The following is a 20,323-nucleotide window of genomic DNA, read 5'->3' as shown; positions in this document are numbered from 1 at the left end:
TGACAGGGACGGTACGGGGCTGCGCGCCGGATGACTGTGGACGAATACGCACACCGCGTGTGACGGCCGCCACATCCACGTTCCTGCTGGTAGGGACCTGTTCTGTCGCCTGCCGTCGAGATGGCCGCCGCCGCGATGGGCCCGGTCGCATCGGGCGCGGCGGCCCCATGCGACCGGCATGCGGAATTCGTCGATCAGGGAGCGTCGAACGCCATGATCACCTAGGATGAATCTCTTCTCATCGAGAAGGCCGAGGGCGTATCGAAACACCGCAGTTCTCGACTGCTCCAGCACCCTTGGTGGCACGACTCCGCGATGATGTGGAATCGCCCGCCGCCGGCCGGGACATTCCGTTCATCGTGGCCGAACATGTCGGTTCGTCAATTATTCGAGAGGGCATGTGCGCACCTACGATGACGTCACGGCACTGGCGTTTCTGCTGCTGCTCGGCGATGAAAAGCCGATGGCGGGCCTGCTCGTAGCGAATTCGTATCAGAAATCGTCGAATGGGTTATTACAGAAGGCACGGATCGATGGGCTGCCGGAGATGCGATCCGTCGAGCGGGCGATGGCCGGCGAGCGGGTCCTGCCGGGCTGGGGCGTCCTCCTGGAGTCGGGCACGCTCGGCGTCGTCGCCCCGCACCACCCGAGGTTCGTCGAGGACTGCGCCGTCGATCTGCCCGGTGGCTGGGCCGAGGCGGCCGGGGCGCGCGGCGCCGTCCTCCTCGCGGTGGTCCATCCCGGCGCGTGGGACACGGTGGTCGCCGATTTCGAGTCCGCCGCGCAGGACGGGTACGTGCTGGGTGGCCTGGTGGGGTTCGACCGGGTGGTTCACGAGCCCGTGGAGGGCCCGCCCACGCTGCGCATCTTCCACAGCCCGATGGACCACCTGCTGAGCCTGGCGCAGTTCGTCAACGACGGCGTCATGACGCTCGATGAGGCCATGCGCAGGGTGCGGGATGTCCAGGAGCTCTCCGAGACGACGCCGGAGCCGGCCCGGCCCTCTGATGGGGCGCAGCTCGACCTGCTGCTGCGCGCCGGGCCGACGCTGCCCGGCACCGAGGTCCGCGGAGCGTACGCCTACGCGCGCATGCTCACCGAGATCACGGAGGCGAAGGGAGGCACGTACTGGGAGCGGGCCGCGGACCTGACGGTCGAGCACGCGGTCCGGGCGCTCGGGGTCACCGGCGACATGCGCCTGTTCCGGGACGCCGATGCGGTGTCACGGCGGCGCATCGCGATGTATCGACGCGACGGGGAGACGGCGAAGCTCGGGTGGGCGCTGGTCAACGCGGCGCGCCTGCACCTGGCCATGCAGGTGCCGCTCGACCGGGCCGGGGACGCGTACGCCGAGGCGGAGCCAGGGATGATGTCCTGCAGGAAAGCCCGCCGGACCTGGCGCAGGCTCGAGCATTTCACTGAGGCCGCCGGCGAGGAGCTGGACGCGCTGGAGCACAAAGTGGCGGCGATTCCCCTGCTGGAAGAGGCCGCGTCACTGGCCGACGACGCCACCCGTGCACGTCTCCTGGTCTGCGAGGCGCGGATGGGAGCCCGGCCCCGGCCGGGCGACGCCTTCGCGGCGGCGATGGTCAAGGACGGGCCGGAGCCCGCCTGCCGGCTCGCCCTCCTGCGGCTGGTCACCCCGTCCACCGCCGCCAAGGCCGCGAGGATCGTCTTCGCCGAGCCACCGGACGTCTACGCCGGCGGCGAGGGTACCGGCCGGGCGCGCGACGTGGTCTCGCAAGGACTCCAGATCGCCCGCGACGCGCGCGATCGTGCGCTGCTCTCCCGGGTCCTCGCTTGGGCGGACCAGTTGGGCGAGGACGACGACACGGCGTACCTGCGGCAGGTGTGGGAAGCCAGGCTCCACCTCGGCGAGGGCGTGTCATGCTCGGCCGGGGAGAGGAAACTCGCGAAACTGGCGGATCGCTTCCGTGACGAACGGCGCCGCCCGCCGGAGGCGGACGTCCTGCACCTGGCGGCCCACATACGCGAGGCCGGCCTGGCCGACCTGGGGCAGCAGCTCCTGATCGACCACGGATCCATCTGGCGCCGGTCCGCTTCGGGCGTGCTGGCCGCCGCGGATCTGCACGCACTGGCGGCCACTTGCGAGTCGCCATCCGAACAGTGGCCTCACCCGCAGACCCATCACGCGTACGCCGCGGCGAGGTATTCGGAGGTGGGCCTCTTCGACCTGGCGGGCGCCCACCTGGCCCTGTTCCGGCGCTGGCTGCGGGAAGCCGACGACCAGGCGCTGCGGCATGCCGTCGCGGCGCTGATGCAGGCGGCGCCGAGCCTGTACGGCAGCCGTGACCGTGAGCTCGCCGCCACGATCCGCAACGTCGCGCACGCCCTGACGTGGCAGGTGACCCGGCATATCGAGCACATGCCGCTCACCTACCTCCTGTACGCCATGCATTGCGCCAAGGGGGCCGAATTCGCCCGCTGGTACGGCGCCCGTGACCCGCTGGAGAGCCTCCCGCGAGCGATCGCGCCGCTGCTCAGCCGGTGCCGCCAAGCCGAAGCCGAGGTGGATCCCAGGGAGCTGGCCTCGCCGCCCGCATCGACGGATCTGCTGACCCCGTTGGAGGACGACCCGCCCGAGTCCGGGGCCACGGAGGCGGAGATCGTCCGTAACCAGCGCCGGTTCACCGATCGCCTGATCGACATGGGCCTGCTGCACGAGGGGCGGAACGGGAAACCCCTCGACGTGATGGGGCACATCATCCCCCTCCTGCAGCAGCGGAACCTGCTGGACGATCGCACGGTGTTGCTGGCCTGGTTCGTACCCGAGCCGGAGCTGATCCCTGGCGATGTCGTGCTGGTCGCGTTCACCCGCGACCACAACGCGGTGCGCGTCGTCGTCCCTGACGGATCCGCGGACGAGCAGGCGTCCGCACACAGACCGCTCACCGACGACGTCCGAAGGATACGCGCGGAGATCGTCGCCGATCCCCTGTTCGACGACCTCACGCCCGACGCTCGGCGCGAACTGGCCGACAACGTCCTTCTCACCGGCAGCGCGAGCGTGCTGGAGGCCTGCCGGCGGCAGGGCAAGGACCGGCTGATCCTCTGGCCGCACGGATCATTGCACTTCTTCCCGTTCCACCTGTGCTCGGTCGGCGGCCGTACCATCGCCGACGACTGGACGGTCACCTCCATCCCGAGTCTTTCCGCACTGGTGCCGCAGACCGCGCGCGTGCGACCCCGCCGTACGGCGGTGATCGCTTCCGCGCTGGGCGGAACCCCTTTCGGGCTGACCGCGGAGGACCTGCTGGAGGAGCACGCCTGCGAGGTCGCCGCCACGGCCGGCGTGCCGGCGATCGTCGGCCCCGAGGCGACCCGGCACCGGCTGCTGCGCGAGCTCGCCGACGCCGACGTCATCCACATCGCCGCGCACGGCACCTCCGACCCCGCCGCGCCGTGGTTCCACTGCCTGTACTTAAGCCCGGATCAGGACGACGACGGCCGGGTGTTCGCCCATGACCTGCTTTCGGTGGACCTGCGCGGCGTCCGGCTGGTGACGCTCGCCGCGTGCGACTCCGCGCTCGGCCGGTTCGACCTGGGCGACAACCTGCGCGGCATCCCCGGAGCGCTGCTCGCCTCCGGCGCCGAGGCCATCGTCGGCTGCCTGTGGCCGGTACGTCCCGAGCCCGCGACGGCCTTCTTCGCGGACCTGCACCGCCGGCTCGGCAGCGCGAGCGTCGTCGACGCATTCCGCGGAGCTCAGCTCGCCACCCGTGCCGCTTATCCCCAATACCGTGACTGGGGGGGCGTTCTCCCTCATCCAGGCCAGGATCACGACATCATGAACCTCACCACGCACCCCATCGATCTCCAGCCAGAACGCACCCTGGGCACCCCTCCGGACCTCGATGCGCTGCACGGCAGGCTCTCGTTCGGCTGGGACTGCCTGCCCGTGAGCGAGGGGATCGCGCCCGCCGAGTGGGTCGCGTACGCGGCGGCCGCGCCGGACCGCGAGCTCCGTCACCTCGTGCTGGTCTGCTCGTTCCATCCGGAGAGCCCGGACGCGCGCGGCGAGTTCGTGCGGGCCTCCCTCGGCCTGTCGCTGCGCACGCTCGCCGCCGACGGCCCGCCACCGAACGGCTCAGGTCCGCAGCACGACGATCCCCGTCCGATCGCGCGCGCGATCGAACCGGGCGAGCGGACCGTTCCCGGCGCCGCCGCCCAGTCCAAGATCACGCTGGAGGTCAAGGCGGGGCTGATGAACATCCAGGCGGAACGTCAGTCGCCCGATCCCGCCCCGGCTCACCACGAGTGGATCGTCCGGGGACACGGCGCCGGACAGCCTAAGCCCATGTGGCAATTCCGCCGAGTCCGCAAATATCCCTTGGTCGGCGATCACCACGTGGCGGCTCTCGTCCAGACGGTGCCCGGCCGCGTCAACCTCGCCGACGTCCTGCTCGCCGCGGAGGTGGAACACCATACCTTCGGCATCCGCCGCTACCGTGCCAGGCTCACCCCGGCGCTGTCCACCATCACCGTGTCGGACCCGCAGGCAGGGTGAGTGTCATGACCGTGCCTCTTCCAGGGGCCGGGGCGGCGGTGAGTGCGCCGCCGTGGAGGCGGGCATTCTCGGCGGCGATGGCCAGGCCGAGGCCGCTGCCCTCGCTGCGAGTGCGCGCGGAGTCGCCCTTGGTGAAGCGGTCGAAGACGTGCGGCAGCAGGTCTGCCGGGATGCCGGGACCGTCGTCGGCGACGATGACGGCCACCCGTTCGGGGTCCGCCTCGACGCGCACGCTCACCGACACGTCCGGGCCTCCGTGGCGCAGCGCGTTGCCGATCAGGTTGGCGAGGATGACGTCCACGCGGCGCGGGTCGAGCCGGACGCGCAGGCCGGTCGGCAGGTCGGTGCGGACGCGGCCGTCCCAGTGGCGCAGCGCCAGCGTCTTGCCGATCAGCTCGCCGAGGTCCACGTCGTCGAGGTGCAGCACGGCCGCACCCGCGTCGAAGCGGGACACCTCGATGAGGTCCTCGATCAGGCGGGTGAGCTTGCGGGTCTCGTCGGAGACCAGAGCCAGCGCCTCGGCGGTGACCGGCGGCAGCCGTCCCGAGGCGGCGTCGGCGTCGAGCACGCCGGTCACGGCCGACATGGCCGCGAGCGGCGTGCGCAGTTCGTGGGAGACGTCGGCGGCGAAGCGGCGGGCCCGCTCCTCCATGGTGCGCAGCGTCTCCGCGTCGGCCTGGAGGGTTGCCGCCATGGAGTTGAACGCGCAGCCCAGGTCGGCCAGCTCGTCGTCGCCGGTGACGGTGACGCGCGTGTCGAGGCCGCCGGCCGCCATCCGTTCCGTCGCGGTGCGCAGGCGGCGCACCGGGCGCAGCAACCTGCGGGCGGCGAGCAGCGCGGGGATGATCGAGGCCAGCGCGACCGGCAGGGCCCCGGCGCGCGCGGCGGCGGCCAGGTCATCGACGTCCTGCTGCTGGGAGGCCAGCGACATGGAGGCGTAGACGGTGAGCGGGGGCGGGTCGTGCGGGCGTCCTGCGGCGGTGACCGGGACGGCCACCGCCAGCCATGGCGTCTCGCCCTGGTGGAAGCGCTGGGCGAGCGCGGTCGTCGCCGTCGCTCCTTGGGCGCGCAGCGGGGCGGGCAGCGGCGGCGCCTGCGGGTTCGCGGCGACGAGCGCCCCGCCCCGGTACGACAGCGCCGTACGCCACCCGCGCGCCCCCGCGGCCCGGTCGAGCTGCACCGCCAGCGCCCGCAGATCCGCCGCCTCGGGGTCGGCGGGCAGGTCGGGGACCCGGGCGGCGAGGTGGCCGCGCAGCTCCTGGAGCAGGTCGGCCTCGGCGCGTTCGGCGATGGCGTCGCGGCCCTGCCGATACGTGACGGCGGCGGCGGTGACCGCACTCAGCGCCGAGACCAGCAGGAACGCCAGCACGAGCTGCGCGCGCAGGCCACGGGCGAGACGCGGGCGGATCACAACGGCCCGAACCGGTAGCCGAACCCGCGTACGGTCTGGATGTAGCGGGGGTTGCGCGAGTCGTCCTCGATCTTGGCGCGCAGCCGCATGACGCACGCGTCCACCAGCCGGTAGTCACCGTGGAACGCGTGCTCCCACACCTGTTCGAGCAGCTGCTGGCGGCTGAAGGTCTGCTCGGGCGCGGCCGACAGGAACAGCAGCAGCTTCAGCTCCGTCGGGGCCAGCGCCACCTCCTCGCCGCGCTTGAGCACCCGCAGCGCGACCCGGTCGATGAGCAGGTCGCCGTACGTTGAGCGGGCGTTACCGGTCGCCGCCTGCGTGGTGCGTCGCAGCACCGCCCGCATCCTCGCCTCGATCACCTCCGTGCTGGCCGGTTTGATCACGTAGTCGTCGGCGCCGGCCTCCAGGCCGACCACCACGTCCACGTCGTCGTCGCGGGCCGACAGGATCACGATCGGCACCTGGCTGAACGCGCGGATGCGGCGGCACGTCTCCAGCCCGCTCATACCGGGCAGCATGAGGTCGAGCAGCACGATGTCGGGCGCGCTCGCCACCAGCTCCGCCAGCCCGTCTTCGCCGGTGGCGACCAGCAGCGTCTCGTGCCCCTGATGGCGCAGGCCGAGGCCCACGCCGCGGCGCACGGCCGGGTCGTCCTCGATCACCAGAACGCGGGTCACGACGTCCCCTCTCCGCCGGCCGGGACCGCCGTGCCGTGGTCGTCGCAGCGGACCTCCCACGCGCGGTCCCCCATGCCCGGCTCGTACACCTCCACGACCGGACCGCCGCCTCCGGCGGCCGTGCAGACGAGCTGGCTCACCGCGAGGTGCGGCAGGTCGCGCACCAGCCAGGGCAGCCGCAGCTCGACCCGCCCGCCGGACGTCCGCGCCCGGACCTGCTCCTTCGTCGCGGGCACCCGCGTGGCAAGGCCGCGGGCGCGCTCGTCGGCGGTGGGCCCGGCGAGCAGCGCGTCCACCGCCTCCTGCACGCCGTCGCCGGCCACGACGGGCCGCGACACCGGCCAGGTGCCCTCGGGCGTGACGAAATAGACGCGCAGCAGCCGCCCGCTCTCCCCGGTCAGGCCGCCCTGGACCGGCTCGCCCACCGGGCGTACGCCGGTGCCGGTGATGCCGCAGCCGGCCGCGAGCGCCGCCACCGCCGCGACGGCCGCCAGGCGGCCGGGCATGCGCGGCATGTGTTCCCCTTTCACTCTTCGAGCCTGCTCACATCGACGGTCCCCGCGCCGGGCCGCGGCTGCGGGATCGCCGCCCACGCCACCGCCGCGACCGTGACGGCTGCGGCCAGCGCCGCCCATCCGCGGCGGCCGGTGGTCCAGCGGGCGCGGTGGCGTACCGGATCCTCGACGAGGGCCTTCGACACTACTGCAGCCGCCAGCGACAGCCCGGCGGCGACCGCCGTCCAGGCCCAGCCGTCCAGCCCGCCGTGGCGGGGCAGCAGCAGGTAGATCGGCCAATGCCACACGTACAGGCTGTACGACACCTCGCCGATCCTGCGCGGCACCGCGCTGCCCAGGACCAGCCCTGCGCGGCCCTCCGGTGCTCCGGCCAGCAGCGCGATCAGCGCGGCGCAGGCCAGCGAGTGGGCGAACATGCCGCCCTGGAACAGGCCCGGCGCCTCCTCCCCCGCCGTCACCGCCCACGCGACGGCCGGCCCGCCCAGCAGCAACGCGCATGTCAGGTCCACGGCCGTGCGCGGCAGGCGGGCCACGGCCTCGCGGACGGGCATGGTCGCGGCCGCCGCCCCCAGCAGCACGGAGAAGGCGCGGGTGTCGGTGCCCTCGTACGCGCGCGTAGTGTCCACCGCCGCCCCCAGCCTGACCATCAGCAGGAGCGACACGACCGCACCCGTGAGCGCCACCACCGCCACCCGCCACCGTTTCCCGCCGAGCAGCGCGACGATGAGCGGCCAGGCCAGGTAGAACTGCCACTCGACCGCGATGCTCCACAGGTGCGCGAACGGGCGGGTGTCCGAGGCGTTCCAGTAGCCGATGCGCTCGGCGATGTAGTGCCAGTTCACCGCCTGGGCGAGCACCCACGGCGTGTCCTGCTGCGCCGTCCTGAGCAGGTCGGTCCTGCCCGCCGCCCAGGCCAGCGGCGGAGTCATCACGATGAGGACGGCCAGCGCGGGCAGCAACCTGCGGGCCCTCCGCTCCCAGAACGCCGCCAGGTTGAGACGTCTCTTTTCCTGCAGCAGCAGGCCCGTGATGAGGAACCCGGACAGCACGAAGAACAGATCGACCCCGAGGAACCCGCCGCTCAGGTGGCCCGCGTGGAACAGCAGCACCCCGATGACCGCGATTCCGCGCAACCCGTCCAGCGCCGCGATGTGGGCCCGGCGAGGGGCGGGCTGCGCGCCGGACGGAGCCGCGCGCCCGCCCTCGGAAGCGCCCACCGCAGCGGGCGCGCAGCCGGCGGCAGAGCCGTCCGGGCGCTTACCGCCGGAGGCGGACGCGATGGGGCGTTCTACGCCGGCAGCGGAGACGGGGCGGTCGTGGCCGGAACCGCTGCCGCCCTCGACCCGCATAAGACGGCCCGGACGTCGCAGTCCGGCCCGCGTCAGACGCCCTGGAAGTCGTCGTCCGGCGCGCATCAGGAGCAGCCGAGCTTGCTGAACCGCTCATCGTCCGTCCACGGGCCGGTGGCCCACGCGGCGGGAGGGGCCGGGGTGAAGCCGGCCAGCTCGCCCAGCCGCTTGGCGAACCACGTGGCGAAGGCCGCCGAGCCCTGCTGGCAGGAGTGAATGCCGTCCTTGCTGCGCTGGGCCTTGTCCGCGGCGTAGTCGGTGCCCCACAGCTCAGAGGCGTCCAGGAAGCGGGCGCCCGGACCCGCCGCGGCCTGGGCTGCCATGGCGGGCGCGGACTTGATGGCGGCGGCGTACGGCCGGTAGAAGTCGTCGATCTTGAACGGCGGCGCGGAGACCAGCACCAGCCGGGCCCCGGCGTCCTCGGCCGTCTCGGCGAGCTTGCGGTAGGCGGCGAGCTGCTGGCGGGCGGTGCCCCAGTCGTACGTGGTGATCTGGTAGGCGATCACCGTCGGGCGGAAGGACGCGATGCGCTCCTTGAGCGCCTTCCACGCCTCGGCGGCCGCCTTGGTGGTGACCGGGTGGTCGCCGGGGACGAGGTTGCCGCCGCCGTCGGAGGTGGCGTTCTCGACCGTCACGCCTGCGGCCTCCAGCGCCGCCTGCACGGCAGGGGCCTCTGCCCCGGCGATCGAGTCGCCCGTCCAGAGCACGCGCACACCGGGCCGGTCGTCAGCGGAGGAGGAGGCGCCGCAGCCCCCGAGCGCGGCGCCGGCCACCACGGCGAGGACCAGGGCGCCGATCGGGCGTGACAGGGGGTGGGGAATGAGTCGCATGCCCCTCAGGCAAGCAGGCCGATCGGCGGGTGGGCCGCGTTGTCACCGTTCCATCACACAACGCGTGATTCGCCGTCACGAACGCCGCCGTACGGGGCCGTTCCGTGACAGGCTTCGCGACCATGAGCGGTCTCGATCATGTCCGGCTCCGGCTCGACCGCATTCGCGCCGCAGCCGCCGCCATCGATCCGGTGTTCCTGGACACGCCGGCCATGCCGTGCCCGTCTCCGGGCCGGGCGCTCGGCTCCTCGATCACGCTGAAGGTCGAGACGCTCAATCCGGTACGCAGCTTCAAGGGACGCGGCACCGAGACCGTCGCCGCCGAGGCCGCCGCGCGGGGCGCGTCCCGCATGGTGTGCGCGAGCGCCGGCAACCTCGGCCAGGCGCTGGCCTACAGCCGGCGCGCGCCGGGGCATCGACGTCACCGTGGTGGCCGCCATCACCGCGAACCCGCTCAAACTCGCCCAGATCACCGCACTCGGCGCCGACCTCCGGCTCCATGGCCAGGACATCGAGGACGCCCGCCTGCTGGCCCGCGAGCTCTCCGAGGCCGAGGGCGCGTACCACGTGGAGGACAGCCTCGACCTGGCCACCTGCGAGGGAGCCGCGACGATCGGCCCCGAACTCGTCCGCGACGACCCGGACCTCGACGTCGTGCTCGTCGCTCTGGCCGGCGGCGCGCTGGCCGGCGGCGTCGGCTACGCCGTACACGCGCTCGCCCCGGGCGCGGAGGTGATCGGCATCCAGCCGACCGGCGCGCCCGCGATGGCCCTGTCGTGGCAGCGCCGTACCGTCGTCGAGACCGACCGCATCGACACGATCGCCGACGGCGTCGCCGGCCGCTGCCCGATCCCGGAGGTCCTGGACGATCTGCTGGTCATGGACGACGTGCTGCTCGTCGGCGAGGACGCGATCAAGGCCGGCATGCGGGCCGTGTACGAGCATGCCGGCCTGGTCACCGAACCCTCGGCCGCCCTCGGCATCGCCGCCGTCATGGAACACCCCGCCCGCTTCACCGGCCGCCGCGTCACCACCGTCCTGTGCGGCAGCAACGTCCTCCCGACCGACTTCGCCCGCTGGGTCCTGGAACCGTGAGCGACCACCCTCCGCTGACGGTTCAGCGCCGGAGCCACTCGTCGAGGAGGGCGGCCTCGGCTCTGGTGAGGGTGGGCAGGCTGGGGAGCAGGGTGCGGAAGGCGGCGATCACGGCTGCGGGGTCCTCGGCGGGGGCGGTGTCGTCGGTGAGTATGGCGCGGGCGACCGCGTCGAAGGCGGCGTCGGCCAGGCGCGGGTCCTTCTGGTCCGGCGGCAGCGTCAGCAGCGTGTGGACGGTGCCGATGCCGGCCGCGTGGATGAGGTTGACCGCGCGTTCCTCGCTCACCTTGAGCCTGCCGGCGACGGCGATCCTGTGGACCAGCTCGGCCAGCATGCGCAGGCCCTCGGCCTGGGCCGGGGTGTCGCGCGGGCGGGCGAGCAGCAGGCTGAAGACGTGGGGGTGGTCGAGGCCGAAGCCGATCTGGGTGTCCCAGCCGGCGCGCAGGTCGGCCACCGGGTCGCCGGTGGGCGCGGTGGCTCGCTTGCGCGCCACGTGCTCGGCGAAGACGTGCTCGACGGCGGCGTCCAGCAGGGCGTCCTTGTCGGGGAAGAAGCGGTAGAGGGCCGGGGGCTGCAATCCGGCTTCCTGGGCGACGCGGCGGGTGGTGACCGCGGCGGGCCCTTGCTCGGTCAGCAGGCGGGCCGCGGTCGTCACGATGCGCTCGCGGGTGAGGTCACGCCGCTGTTGGATCTGCGCCATGTGAACGATGGTACTCCCAGCGCCATCGCGTTGAAAGCAAGCCTTCAGCCGGTTTCGACAACAACGGTAGTAACAACGTTAGTATCAGTGCTAACGTCAGAGGCGTTCCACCTAGAACATCCCGTGCAGACTGGAGCCAACCCATGCTGATCGTCACCGGAGCCACCGGCCGTCTCGGCTCGCTGATCCTCGACCGCCTGCTTGAGCGCGTGCCCGCCGAAAAGGTCGGGATCAGCGTCCGCGACGTGACCAGGGCCGCCGCCCTCGCCGAGCGCGGCGTACGCGTACGGGCCGGAGACTTCACCGAGCCGGACACGCTCAAGCTCGCCTTCGAGGGCGCCGAGCGGGTCCTGGTCATCTCCGCCTCCATCCGGGGAGAGGCCGCCACGGCCGCCAACATCGCCGCGATCGACGCGGCCCGCGCAGCGGGCGCGCGGCGGGTCCTCTACACCAGCCACCAGGCCGCCTCCCCGGCCTCGCTCTTCGCGCCGCAGCCCGTGCACGCGGCCACCGAGGAGCACCTGCGGCGGCTCGGCATCCCCTACACCGCCCTGCGCAACGGCTTCTACGCCTCCACGCTGGAACTCTTCCTCGAGGCGGCCATCGAGACCGGCAGGCTGGCCGCGCCGCTGGACGGCCCGGTGTCCTGGACCTCCCACGAGGACCTGGCGGAGGCCGCCGTCCTCGCGCTGACCGAAGACGGCGTGTTCGACGGCGTCACGCCGCCGCTGACCGCTCCCCGCACGCTCGACTTCGCCGGCGTCGCCGCCATCCTCAGCCGCATCACCGGCAGGACCATCGAGCGGGTCGTCATGGAGGATGAGGAGTGGGTGGCGGCGATGGTCGCCGACGGCATGCCCAGACCGGCCGCCGCGTTCCTGTTGACCATGTTCCTGGCATCGCGTAAGGGGGAGTTCGACGTCACCAGCCCGGCACTGGAGTCCGCGCTCGGACGTCCTGCGAGGTCCGTGGAGGAGGTGCTGGAGGCCGCCGTACGCTCACGCTGAGCGGTCAGGCGGATGGGCAGACGGTTTCCGGTACGTCTCGAGGCAGGCCGCGCCGCTCCTCGGCGTCAAGGTCACGTCCGAGGATGGCGCAGAGCCGCGAGGCCCACAGCTCCGGATCGACCCGGAGCACATCGGCGAACTCGCCGCGATCACGCAGCAACGTTCTGCCTTCGTCGGCCGACGCCATGAACTTCTGCTGGCCGGAAAAGGAGTAGGCCTCCACGTTCACCTCGCCCGAGCCGGTCAAGCGCAAGAAGTGGACGAAACGTCCAAACGTCAGAAAGAAGCCGGGGTTGCCGTCACCGTCCTCCTCCATCCTCCCCACCTGGGAACTTTCAGGCGCCAGGGGTCCGAGCCCGCCGTAGATTTTCCGAGGGTTCTGGCGATCGGCCACCGCCCACAGCTCGATCACCGAACCGCGCGTCAGCACCATGGCATAGCGCCCGCTAGGCTCCACCATCGCGGTGACCATGTCGTCTCCCAGCCGTATGCGCAGGTTCGGCTCCTCCTTACCGGTCGCCAGACTCACTGCGTGCAGGCTGTGGCTGGTCCTGTGCGCAACCTGTATATACCCGGGCTTGTAGTGCCGCAGTACCTGGAAGTCATTGAGCGCCAGCCCGCCTTTGAACACGCCACGCAGGTCGATAGGTTCGGATATGCGCCGACCGTCGCGAGCGTTCCAATGCTCGACCACGGTGCCGGAGACCGTCACGATCTCGTCGTCAGACAGGAAGACGAGGTTCACCTCTGGCTGGCTCCCCGTCGAGTCGCGTGAAGGTAGGCGAGCAGTGAACGTGCTCACCTCGCGCAGGTCAGGCAGGGTGTAGACGGTGATCTTGTTCGAGCCGGACACGTCGGCCACCAGCGTCTGGCTCCGGTTGGTGGCGAGTAGGTGGTTCGCGTCGGAGGGCACGGGAGGGATGGGCGCCGAACCGAGCGTTCTCCCCTTGCCTTCGACCTCCGCGACGACCAGACGGTCCGCGATCTTCCCGCCTCTCTTCCCCGTCCGGAACACAGCTGCTTGACCGCCTCTGAGGAGCACCGGCGGGTTGAACGCGCCAAGCCCGGCATCGCCGTGCAACCGCCACCCTCTCACGTCGGCTTGGCCGCGCTGGACCACGACGGGCTCCTCGGGCGTGCCGAGGAGCGGCCCCATCTTACCGATGGAGGTAATGTCTGGCCCGGTGAATCGTTGTGGCGGCGTGCTCGCTCTATCGCCGACGATCACCCAGGTGCCGCTCCCCTCGTTGACGGCGATGCGATCACCGGTCGCCGACATGGCAGGGTCGTGGCACACGCTGTACCTGGCGGTAGAAACGTAGCGGGTCAGCTCCCGGCCATCCGCGACGCGGAAGACCCGATAGACGGCTTTTTCGGCTGGTTTCCTGCACACGACCGCGACGCTGCCGTCCGCCGAGATGTCGACCCTCGGCGACAGCAACGCGTGCACGTCACGTTCAAACTTCCACACGGCTCCGGTGCGCAGATCGATCCTCACCAAAGGCTCATCATCAGTCAGCAGCGTGCCCACTAACGTGTGCTCGTCGGGACCGAACCAGACCTGCCGCAGCTTCGGCAGCCGTTTCGGCGGGTTCTGGAGCCGCCGCGTCACTAAGTCCCACACCCGCACCTGGCCCTCGAAGGCCGCCGTCGCGATCCGCCGTGCGCCCGGCGAGAAGGAGACGACGTTGTGGCCGCCGTCCCGTCCTCCGAGGGTGAACTTCCGCAGCGCGGCGCCGGGCAGCCGCTGCGCCGGTCCTAGGACGATGTCGCGCTCGGTGTAGCGCACGTCGTGCCAGTACATCGAGTCGCTACCGTCTAGCGTGTACGCGATGCGCCGGGCATCCCCGCTGATCAGCGGGAAAGTCGCGTTTCCTGGGAGCCCGAGGTGCTTTCGCAGCACCTTCCCACCGGCCTGCCGATGGAACATCGTCCCCCGACCGCCCTTGGAAACGCCGAACAGCGCGGAGCCGTCGGCGCTCATCGCCATGTTCATGATTTCGCCCTGGAAACCGGAGAGCATCCAGGCCGCGTCGTTCAACGCTTCGTATCGCTGCAACAGGGCGTTCACCGCCTCCTGAGTGGGAGCGACCCGATAGGCGGCGACGGCCGCCAGGGCTGCCAGCCCCGGATCGCTCTCCAGCAAGCCCTCGATGGAACTCGCCAGTATGCGAGAGGTGTTCTCCTTCTCCCGCTCCGCGGTGGCCTGGCTCTGAGTAACACCGAAGGTGGCCAGGCCCGCGATCAGCGCGACCGCAGCCGCCACTGCGGTCCGCAGGAGACGACCGCGCCGCTTATCCGCCCGATCCCGTTTTTGTGACATGGCGATGAAGCGCCGCTGCTCCTCCGTCAGATCCCCTTCGCGCCCGGCCGACCACTGCTCGACCGCCGCGAGCTGCGCACCGGTGAGCAGCGGGCCGCCGCGCTCGTGCCGCCGCAGGTCCTGCTCCAGCTCCGCCTGCCCGGCCAGGAAGCGCCGGTCCTTCTCCACCTGGTCGCGCAGGGCGGGCCAGGCGGTGATCAGGGCCTCGTGGGCGAGTTCGGCGCTCTCCTGCTCGCCCTCGCCGCCGTGCAGCACCAGCAGCCGCGCTTCGGCCAGCTCGGTCGCTATCCGCCACTGCTGGTCGTCCACCTCGTCACGGGTGAGCCTGCGGCGGAGCAGGATGCCGCCGTCGGGCAGCATCCGTACGAGCCTGGTGAGCAGCCGGCGCGCCGCCCTCTCGCGTTCCTGGCGGCCGGCGAAGAGACGCTTCCACGTTTCGTCCGCGTGTTGCTCCAGCGCGCCGGAGACCCGGCCGAGCTCTTCGTACGCCGCGTTGCGCAAGTGGCCGCCGTCCTGGCGTTCCCATAGCTGCTCGAGCACGAACCCCAAAAGCGGCAGGATGCCCGGCTCGTCACCGGCGTCGTCCAGCATGCGGCGGACCAGACCCGGCTCGTACGACACCGCAGGGAGCCGCTCCACCGGCTTGGTGATCACCTCTTCGAGCTGACCCGCTGTCATGGGGCGAGCGGCACCGTACGTCCGCCGAGCAGCGCCGGGCCCAGCTTGGGGTGGCGCAGCACCGCGTCCACCAGGTCGGAGCGGAGTGTGACGAGCACCCGCACGCCGCTCAAGCGCGTGAACAGCACGTCGACCAGTTCGTCGATCTCGGCGGGGGTGCGGTTGAGCAGCGCCTCGGCCTGGTCGAGGACGATGACGAGGTCGCCGGTCGCGTCCCGGCGGACGCGGTGCAGGGTGTCGCCGAGCCCGTGGTCCCGCAGCCAGCTTTCGATCTTGTCCACGCCGTACGAGCGGCCACATGCCTCGTGCAGCTCGGTGGCCAGCACGAACCTTATCGAGGAGATGTCCCCGGCGTTGAAGACCAGCGCCTCGTGCCCGTCCGCCCGGACGCGAGGCACCACGCCCGCCCGAGCCAGCGAGGATTTGCCGCAGCCCGACGGGCCGTAGACGGTCACCGTGCGGGAGGCGTACAGGGCGGCGACGACGGCGGTGATGTCGTCCTCGCGGCCGAAGAACACCTCAGCGTCGCCCTCCTGGTACGGCTTCAGCCCCCGGAAGGGCGAGCGCGGGCGGATGACCGGGCCGAGCGCGGGGATCTCGCGCACGATGGTCCTGGTACGCAGCGCGTACGCCTGCTGCGCCTCCCCCACCGGCTGCGCGGCCACCACGAGCCCGACCACCGCGTTGAGGGTGTCGTCCCAGACGGGGCTGCCGCTGAAGCCGGGCCGGACGTGCGCGGTCTGCCCGTCGGCCCTGGACAGCTCGATCCAGCCCTCACCGGTGGGGCCGCCGAGCCTGCCCTCGAACCAGGTGCCGCCGGGCGCGTCGCGCGGGAAGCCCACCACGCGTGCGCGCCCGCCGCGTACGCCGTCGGCCTCGGCCATCGGCAGCGGGCGGGCCCCGGGGATGGGCTCCCGCAGGCGGAGCACGGCGAGGTCGCCGGTCCGTTCGGCTCTGACCGGCACCCAGGTCTCGACCGAGGCAGGCCATCCGGTGCGGGGGCCGCCGTCCGGCGGGGGCTCGGCGAGCGGCAGCTCCACCCTGACCGGCGTGCCCGCCGCAACCTTGTCGTCGCGGGGCCGGCCCAGCGCGTCCGACACCACGTGGGCGCAGGTCAGCACCAGGTCGGGGGCGATGAGGAAGCCCGCACCTCCCAAGGAGGCGGCTCTGACCTGGACGATGCCCGCGGCCAAGGTGTCGTACAGGCTGCCCGACCACGCCCGCGCCGTCTCCGTCACCGCTCGGACGCCTCCGGCCGCTCGGGGCGCTTCCACGTCAGGCTCACCGAGAAGTTCGCCTCGCTTGCGGTGCTCGCGATGACCACGTCCGCCTCGGCCGACAACGACACCCCGAATTCCAGCACCATCTCGTCCGGCGCGTTCTCAAGCTCTTTGAAGCGTGTGACGAAGCTTTCGGCGACGGGACGTACAGTGTCCAGCATGCGGCCGAGCGAGCGCCCCGCCCGCGTCACGGCGCCGTCGCCCCGGCCCACCCGCACGAGCCCCTCGTCCACTTCCCTGATCTGGACGCGCACCACGTCGCCGCCGTCGTCGCTCACCGGGACCTCCACCGTGTGCACGGGACGAACACTCACGGCATCCTCCAGACGTTCGCACGGCCGGCCCGGGTGAACGGCACGGCCACAGCTTCTTCACATGGCAGGTCGACTGCGAAACGCGCCGGCTGTATCGGCGAGTAAACGGGCGATTATCCGCAGGTAATCGCTGGAGTTTACCGATCGGCACCCCCGCGCCGCAGGCGATTCGACCGCCGGGAATGTACGACGCAATTGTGCACGCGCCGTCGCCATATAAGAGCCCGCCCGAATATCCTCAAATACCGTAAATATCGGGAAAACCGGCGCGGCTACTCTCGAGGCACTGGACACGCCGCAACCGCCCGCCGCCGAGCCACCGCCGCCCGCGCCCCGAACGGCACCATCCACTACAGCCAGGCCACGGGAGGCCCACCAACCGGGCGCGGCGCAAGGGCGCGCAAGCACCGCCCGACGCGGATCAGGCCGGCTTCGGCAGGTCCAGGCGCGCGAGCCGTTCCGGATCCGTCACGATCGAGATGGCCGTGATACGCCCGCCGGCGACGCTGAACGCCAGCAGCGACAGCGGCCTGCCGTCCGCCCGCCAGGCCACCACCCCGGGCCGCCCGTCCACCAGCACAGGCCGGCTCGCCGCGACCCCAGCCGTCCAGCGGCGGCGCGCGCCGGCGGCCACCGCGGTGCAGCCACGCCTCCTGCACCACGTCCTCGGCGTCGGCGTCGGCGTGCGAGCCCAGCATGCGGTACGCGACCGCGTGCAGCCGGTCGCGCTGCGCCTCGAACGCCGCAGCCACCGAAGCCGCCGAAGCCCCCGACGTCACCGGGCCGGTCTGGGACATGTCGTTACCTTCCTCGCATCCGCTCCGTCATGGGGATGACGAGCCCGCAAGGGCACAGGTAACCGATGAAGGAGCACGACCCATGCAAGCACGGATGAACCGGCCGTCGAACCCGGACGTGACCACCGCCGTCGGGCACCTCTATAAGGCCGTCCACTCGGGCGGCGTCGATCCCCGCCTCCTGGAGCTGGTGCACCTGCGCGCCAGCCAGATCAACGGCTGCAGCCCCTGCGTGTACGCCGGGGTCGCCTCCGCCAAGAAGCACGGGGAGACCGACGAGCGGCTGCACAGCCTGGTGGCCTGGCGCGAGACGCCGTTCTACACCGGCGCCGAGCGTGCGGCGCTCGCGTTCACGGAGGCGGCCACCCGCATCCAGGACGGCGCGCCGGAGTGACCGACGAGATCTGGGACGCCGCGGCCGCGTACTTCGACGAGGACCAGCTCTCGTCGATCATCCTGCACATCGCCTGACCAACTGCTTCAACCGGATCAACCGGGCGATACGCGAGCAGGCCGGCAAGACCTGGTAGCGGGACACCCGAAAGATCGTCTTGGTACTAATGTGACGCCCATGGCGAGATTTGTACTGTTGCTCGAGTTCAAGAACGAGGACGACCGCCTGAAGGTGCGCCCGGCCCACCGGGAGCACCTTCAGGCACTGCTCGAGCAGGGCCGGCTGGTCACCGCGGGGCCGTGGGCCGACGACAAGGGCGCGATGCACATCTACGAGGTCGAGGACGAGGCGGAGTTGCGCGAGATCCTGGATCGCGACCCGTACACGGCGGTGGACGCGTACGACATCGCCTTGCTGAAGGAGTGGACCCCGATCCTCCCGTGACGAGTGGCTTCGTATCAGGACCACCCCGGCGTCCTGATACGAAGCCTCGTTTCGGCCCGCCGCCCGAGATCATGGCTTCCGGATGATCAAATCGGGCATGCTCTGTCGTACGTACCGGAACCCCCCGTGAGGTGACGAGCATGGGCACCCCCCGCTCTTGGAGCTTGACCGATATACCCGACCAATCTGACAAGATCGTGGTTGTCACCGGTGCCAACAGCGGCATCGGGTACGTCACGGCGCGCGAGCTGAGCCGGCGCGGCGCGCACGTCGTGCTGGCCTGCCGCGATCCCGAGCGCGGCAAGAACGCGCTGGACAGGATGCGCGCGGAGGTTCCCGACGCGCGGCTGGAGCTGCGGCAGGTGGACCTGGCGAGCCTGGCGTCCGTACGCGAGTTCGCCGCCGGGTGGGACCACGACCGGCTCGACCTGCTGATCAACAACGCGGGCATCGCGGCGGTGCCGTTCGCACGGACCGCCGACGGGTTCGAGTCGCAGTTCGGCGTCAACCATCTGGGGCCGTTCGCGCTGACCGGGCTGCTGCTGCCGCACCTGCGGGCCGCGCCCGCCGCGCGGGTGATCTCGGTGAGCAGCATGGCGCACCGGCTGGTCCGCTTCGACCTGGACAACCTCAACGCAGAACGCTCCTACCGCGCGGCCTTCCACTACGGGCGGACCAAGCGGGCCGTGCTCTACTTCGCCATGGAGCTGCAGCGCCGGGCCGAGGCCGCCGGGCTGAAGCTGCGCAGCATGGGTGTCGAGCCCGGTTTCACCAGGACGAACGTGATGACCGGCGGCGCCAACGCCGCCCGCGGCAAGCTGTATCTGGCCACCATGCGGCTGGCCGAGCGCATCGCGTTCCGGCCGCCCGAGGAGGGGGCGAAGACCTCCCTGTACGCGGCCACCGTGCCCGGCCTGCCCGGAGGCTCGTACATCGTGCCCGACTGGCCGCTGCAGATGCGCGGCGAGCCGACCCGGCGCACTCGCGAGCCCGCCCTGTACGACGCGGTCACGGCCGGCCGCGTCTGGGAGCTGTCGGAGCGCCTCACCGGCGTCACGTACGACCTGCCCAAGCCCGCGTGAACCGCTTGCCGCGACCGGCGGCGCCTCCTTTCCCGCCGCCATCGACGGCGGGTTGGAGGGCAGCGACGCCTTAACGCGAGCTCCGCGCCGACGAGCGGCCCGTCGCCGTCATGCTCGCCGTTCACGGTCCGGCACGTGAGCGGCGACTCGGCCTGACGTCGGTCCGGCGCTCAGGAGTCGGTACGTCGGTCCGGCGCTCAGGAGTCGGTACGTCGGTCCGGCGCTCAGGAGTCGGTACGTCGGTCCGGCGCTCAGGAGTCGGTCCTCGTCTGGTCGCCGTCCTGGGATTGCTCCCGGCGGTCGTCCGGCAGGCCCGCCAGCCAGGCGTCGTACGAGCGGCTCTCCCCGCGCCCGCGCACGGCCACGATCACCCCGATCGAAACGAGCACCGCGACTGCGATGCCGCCGGCCAGCCACCACGTCCCGGCGTTCGAGGTGTGCCCGGGGACCGTGATGAGCTGGAGGTCCTTCCCGCCGGAAGGCGTCGGGAAGTTCCTGGGGATGGTGATCTTGTCTTCCTCGGTGAAGAGGTCGTTGTTGGCGCGGAAGTCGTCGAGATCCTCATAGTCCTTGCCTTGAGAATCGATGATGACGAACTCGCCGGTCTCCTTGTGGCGCACCGAATAGAGTTTGATCCACTCGAAGCTCCCGTCCTTCCTGTGCACCAGGACCGGCTGTTCGTACACCTCGGGGCCTGGAGAGCCCGACGGCGATGGCGCGGGTGAGGCGCTCGCCGAGACGGCCGGCGCACAGACGGCGAGCAGCAGGAGGAACGGCAGCGCGATGGCTGAGCGCACGGCACGGGCGGCGGTACGCGGCGCCACGCTCGTCTTGCCCGGCATCGGTCATCCTTTCTGAGCCGAGATCGCCCATCTTAGGGATCACCCGCCGGGACCGGT

At 71.5% G+C, this 20,323-nt stretch carries 17 protein-coding genes and 1 pseudogene; 7 read left to right on the top strand and 11 right to left on the bottom strand.

What is annotated here, in order from left to right:
- The first annotated feature begins 400 nt into the window (after positions 1-400).
- On the top strand, positions 401-4,528 hold the full coding sequence (locus AB0K67_RS00200; RefSeq protein ID WP_364050331.1) for a CHAT domain-containing protein: 4,128 nt from the start codon (positions 401-403) through the stop codon (positions 4,526-4,528).
- Here AB0K67_RS00200 and AB0K67_RS00195 read toward each other — a convergent pair.
- From AB0K67_RS00195 to AB0K67_RS00175, 5 genes are all read right to left on the bottom strand, one after another.
- The gene (locus AB0K67_RS00195; RefSeq protein WP_364050329.1) at positions 4,500-5,939 is read right to left on the bottom strand and encodes a HAMP domain-containing sensor histidine kinase; all 1,440 of its coding nucleotides are present in this window, start codon (positions 5,937-5,939) and stop codon (positions 4,500-4,502) included. The two genes, AB0K67_RS00200 and AB0K67_RS00195, sit on opposite strands and share 29 nt — an antisense overlap.
- On the bottom strand, positions 5,936-6,616 hold the full coding sequence (locus AB0K67_RS00190) for a response regulator transcription factor (RefSeq protein WP_364050326.1): 681 nt from the start codon (positions 6,614-6,616) through the stop codon (positions 5,936-5,938). Before AB0K67_RS00190 ends, AB0K67_RS00195 begins: the two co-directional genes overlap by 4 nt.
- Positions 6,613-7,131 carry a hypothetical protein gene (locus AB0K67_RS00185; protein ID WP_364050323.1) on the bottom strand — a complete coding sequence of 173 codons (519 nt, stop codon included), beginning with the start codon at positions 7,129-7,131 and terminating at the stop codon, positions 6,613-6,615. Before AB0K67_RS00185 ends, AB0K67_RS00190 begins: the two co-directional genes overlap by 4 nt.
- An 11-nt stretch (positions 7,132-7,142) precedes the next feature.
- On the bottom strand, positions 7,143-8,348 hold the full coding sequence (locus AB0K67_RS00180; RefSeq protein WP_364050320.1) for an acyltransferase: 1,206 nt from the start codon (positions 8,346-8,348) through the stop codon (positions 7,143-7,145).
- 197 nt (positions 8,349-8,545) lie between these two features.
- Positions 8,546-9,310, bottom strand: coding sequence for an SGNH hydrolase domain-containing protein (locus AB0K67_RS00175; protein WP_364050317.1), 765 nt, complete (start codon positions 9,308-9,310; stop codon positions 8,546-8,548).
- A 122-nt stretch (positions 9,311-9,432) separates the two neighbouring features.
- Here AB0K67_RS00175 and AB0K67_RS00170 point away from each other — a divergent pair.
- Positions 9,433-9,648: pseudogene (locus tag AB0K67_RS00170) on the top strand (hypothetical protein); the annotation flags it as partial.
- An 88-nt stretch (positions 9,649-9,736) separates the two neighbouring features.
- A complete protein-coding gene (locus tag AB0K67_RS00165) occupies positions 9,737-10,405 on the top strand; it encodes a pyridoxal-phosphate dependent enzyme (RefSeq protein ID WP_364050314.1) in 669 nt (222 codons plus the stop codon).
- 22 nt (positions 10,406-10,427) lie between these two features.
- Here the strand turns inward: AB0K67_RS00165 and AB0K67_RS00160 are convergent, their stop codons facing one another.
- Complete coding sequence (locus tag AB0K67_RS00160) at positions 10,428-11,105, bottom strand: TetR/AcrR family transcriptional regulator (protein ID WP_364050311.1); 678 nt, start codon at positions 11,103-11,105, stop codon at positions 10,428-10,430.
- 143 nt (positions 11,106-11,248) lie between these two features.
- On the opposite strand from AB0K67_RS00160, the gene AB0K67_RS00155 reads away from it, so the two are divergent.
- Complete coding sequence (locus AB0K67_RS00155; protein ID WP_364050308.1) at positions 11,249-12,112, top strand: NAD(P)H-binding protein; 864 nt, start codon at positions 11,249-11,251, stop codon at positions 12,110-12,112.
- Between the two features lie 4 nt (positions 12,113-12,116).
- On the opposite strand, the gene AB0K67_RS00150 is transcribed toward AB0K67_RS00155, so the two are convergent.
- The 4 genes from AB0K67_RS00150 to AB0K67_RS00135 form a co-directional block, all read right to left on the bottom strand.
- Complete coding sequence (locus AB0K67_RS00150) at positions 12,117-15,089, bottom strand: WD40 repeat domain-containing protein (protein ID WP_364050305.1); 2,973 nt, start codon at positions 15,087-15,089, stop codon at positions 12,117-12,119.
- A gap of 20 nt (positions 15,090-15,109) precedes the next feature.
- On the bottom strand, positions 15,110-16,351 hold the full coding sequence (locus AB0K67_RS00145; protein ID WP_364050302.1) for a trypsin-like peptidase domain-containing protein: 1,242 nt from the start codon (positions 16,349-16,351) through the stop codon (positions 15,110-15,112).
- Positions 16,348-16,707, bottom strand: coding sequence for a CU044_2847 family protein (locus tag AB0K67_RS00140; RefSeq protein WP_364050299.1), 360 nt, complete (start codon positions 16,705-16,707; stop codon positions 16,348-16,350). Before AB0K67_RS00140 ends, AB0K67_RS00145 begins: the two co-directional genes overlap by 4 nt.
- A 421-nt stretch (positions 16,708-17,128) precedes the next feature.
- Positions 17,129-17,281: a hypothetical protein gene (locus AB0K67_RS00135; protein WP_364057570.1), complete on the bottom strand. Its 153-nt coding sequence runs from the start codon at positions 17,279-17,281 to the stop codon at positions 17,129-17,131.
- A 305-nt stretch (positions 17,282-17,586) separates the two neighbouring features.
- Between AB0K67_RS00135 and AB0K67_RS00130 the strand changes: the two genes are divergently transcribed.
- The 3 genes from AB0K67_RS00130 (at position 17,587) to AB0K67_RS00120 (ending at position 19,424) form a co-directional block, all read left to right on the top strand.
- Positions 17,587-17,898 (top strand): carboxymuconolactone decarboxylase family protein, encoded by a 312-nt coding sequence (locus tag AB0K67_RS00130; RefSeq protein ID WP_364050296.1) that lies wholly within the window; start codon positions 17,587-17,589, stop codon positions 17,896-17,898.
- A gap of 177 nt (positions 17,899-18,075) precedes the next feature.
- A complete protein-coding gene (locus AB0K67_RS00125; RefSeq protein ID WP_364050293.1) occupies positions 18,076-18,342 on the top strand; it encodes a YciI family protein in 267 nt (88 codons plus the stop codon).
- A 140-nt stretch (positions 18,343-18,482) separates the two neighbouring features.
- Positions 18,483-19,424 (top strand): oxidoreductase, encoded by a 942-nt coding sequence (locus AB0K67_RS00120; protein ID WP_364050290.1) that lies wholly within the window; start codon positions 18,483-18,485, stop codon positions 19,422-19,424.
- Between the two features lie 251 nt (positions 19,425-19,675).
- Here AB0K67_RS00120 and AB0K67_RS00115 read toward each other — a convergent pair whose 3' ends face one another.
- Positions 19,676-20,266: a hypothetical protein gene (locus AB0K67_RS00115; protein ID WP_364050287.1), complete on the bottom strand. Its 591-nt coding sequence runs from the start codon at positions 20,264-20,266 to the stop codon at positions 19,676-19,678.
- Positions 20,267-20,323: the final 57 nt, after the last annotated feature.

It is taken from the genome of Nonomuraea sp. NPDC052634, from assembly GCF_040678535.1.
Lineage (GTDB): Bacteria > Actinomycetota > Actinomycetes > Streptosporangiales > Streptosporangiaceae > Nonomuraea > Nonomuraea fastidiosa.
Note: the sequence above shows the minus strand (reverse complement) of the source record. Positions and strands in the feature narration are given on the sequence as shown.

Excerpts from the sequence above, each read along its gene's own strand:
- AB0K67_RS00120 (WP_364050290.1), top strand. The coding sequence starts at position 18,483 with ATGGGCACCCCCCGCTCTTGGAGCTTGACCGATATACCCGACCAATCT.
- AB0K67_RS00155 (WP_364050308.1), top strand. The coding sequence starts at position 11,249 with ATGCTGATCGTCACCGGAGCCACCGGCCGTCTCGGCTCGCTGATCCTC.
- AB0K67_RS00175 (WP_364050317.1), bottom strand. The coding sequence starts at position 9,310 with ATGCGACTCATTCCCCACCCCCTGTCACGCCCGATCGGCGCCCTGGTC.
- AB0K67_RS00185 (WP_364050323.1), bottom strand. The coding sequence starts at position 7,131 with ATGCCGCGCATGCCCGGCCGCCTGGCGGCCGTCGCGGCGGTGGCGGCG.
- AB0K67_RS00160 (WP_364050311.1), bottom strand. The coding sequence starts at position 11,105 with ATGGCGCAGATCCAACAGCGGCGTGACCTCACCCGCGAGCGCATCGTG.
- AB0K67_RS00130 (WP_364050296.1), top strand. The coding sequence starts at position 17,587 with ATGCAAGCACGGATGAACCGGCCGTCGAACCCGGACGTGACCACCGCC.
- AB0K67_RS00115 (WP_364050287.1), bottom strand. The coding sequence starts at position 20,266 with ATGCCGGGCAAGACGAGCGTGGCGCCGCGTACCGCCGCCCGTGCCGTG.
- AB0K67_RS00125 (WP_364050293.1), top strand. The coding sequence starts at position 18,076 with ATGGCGAGATTTGTACTGTTGCTCGAGTTCAAGAACGAGGACGACCGC.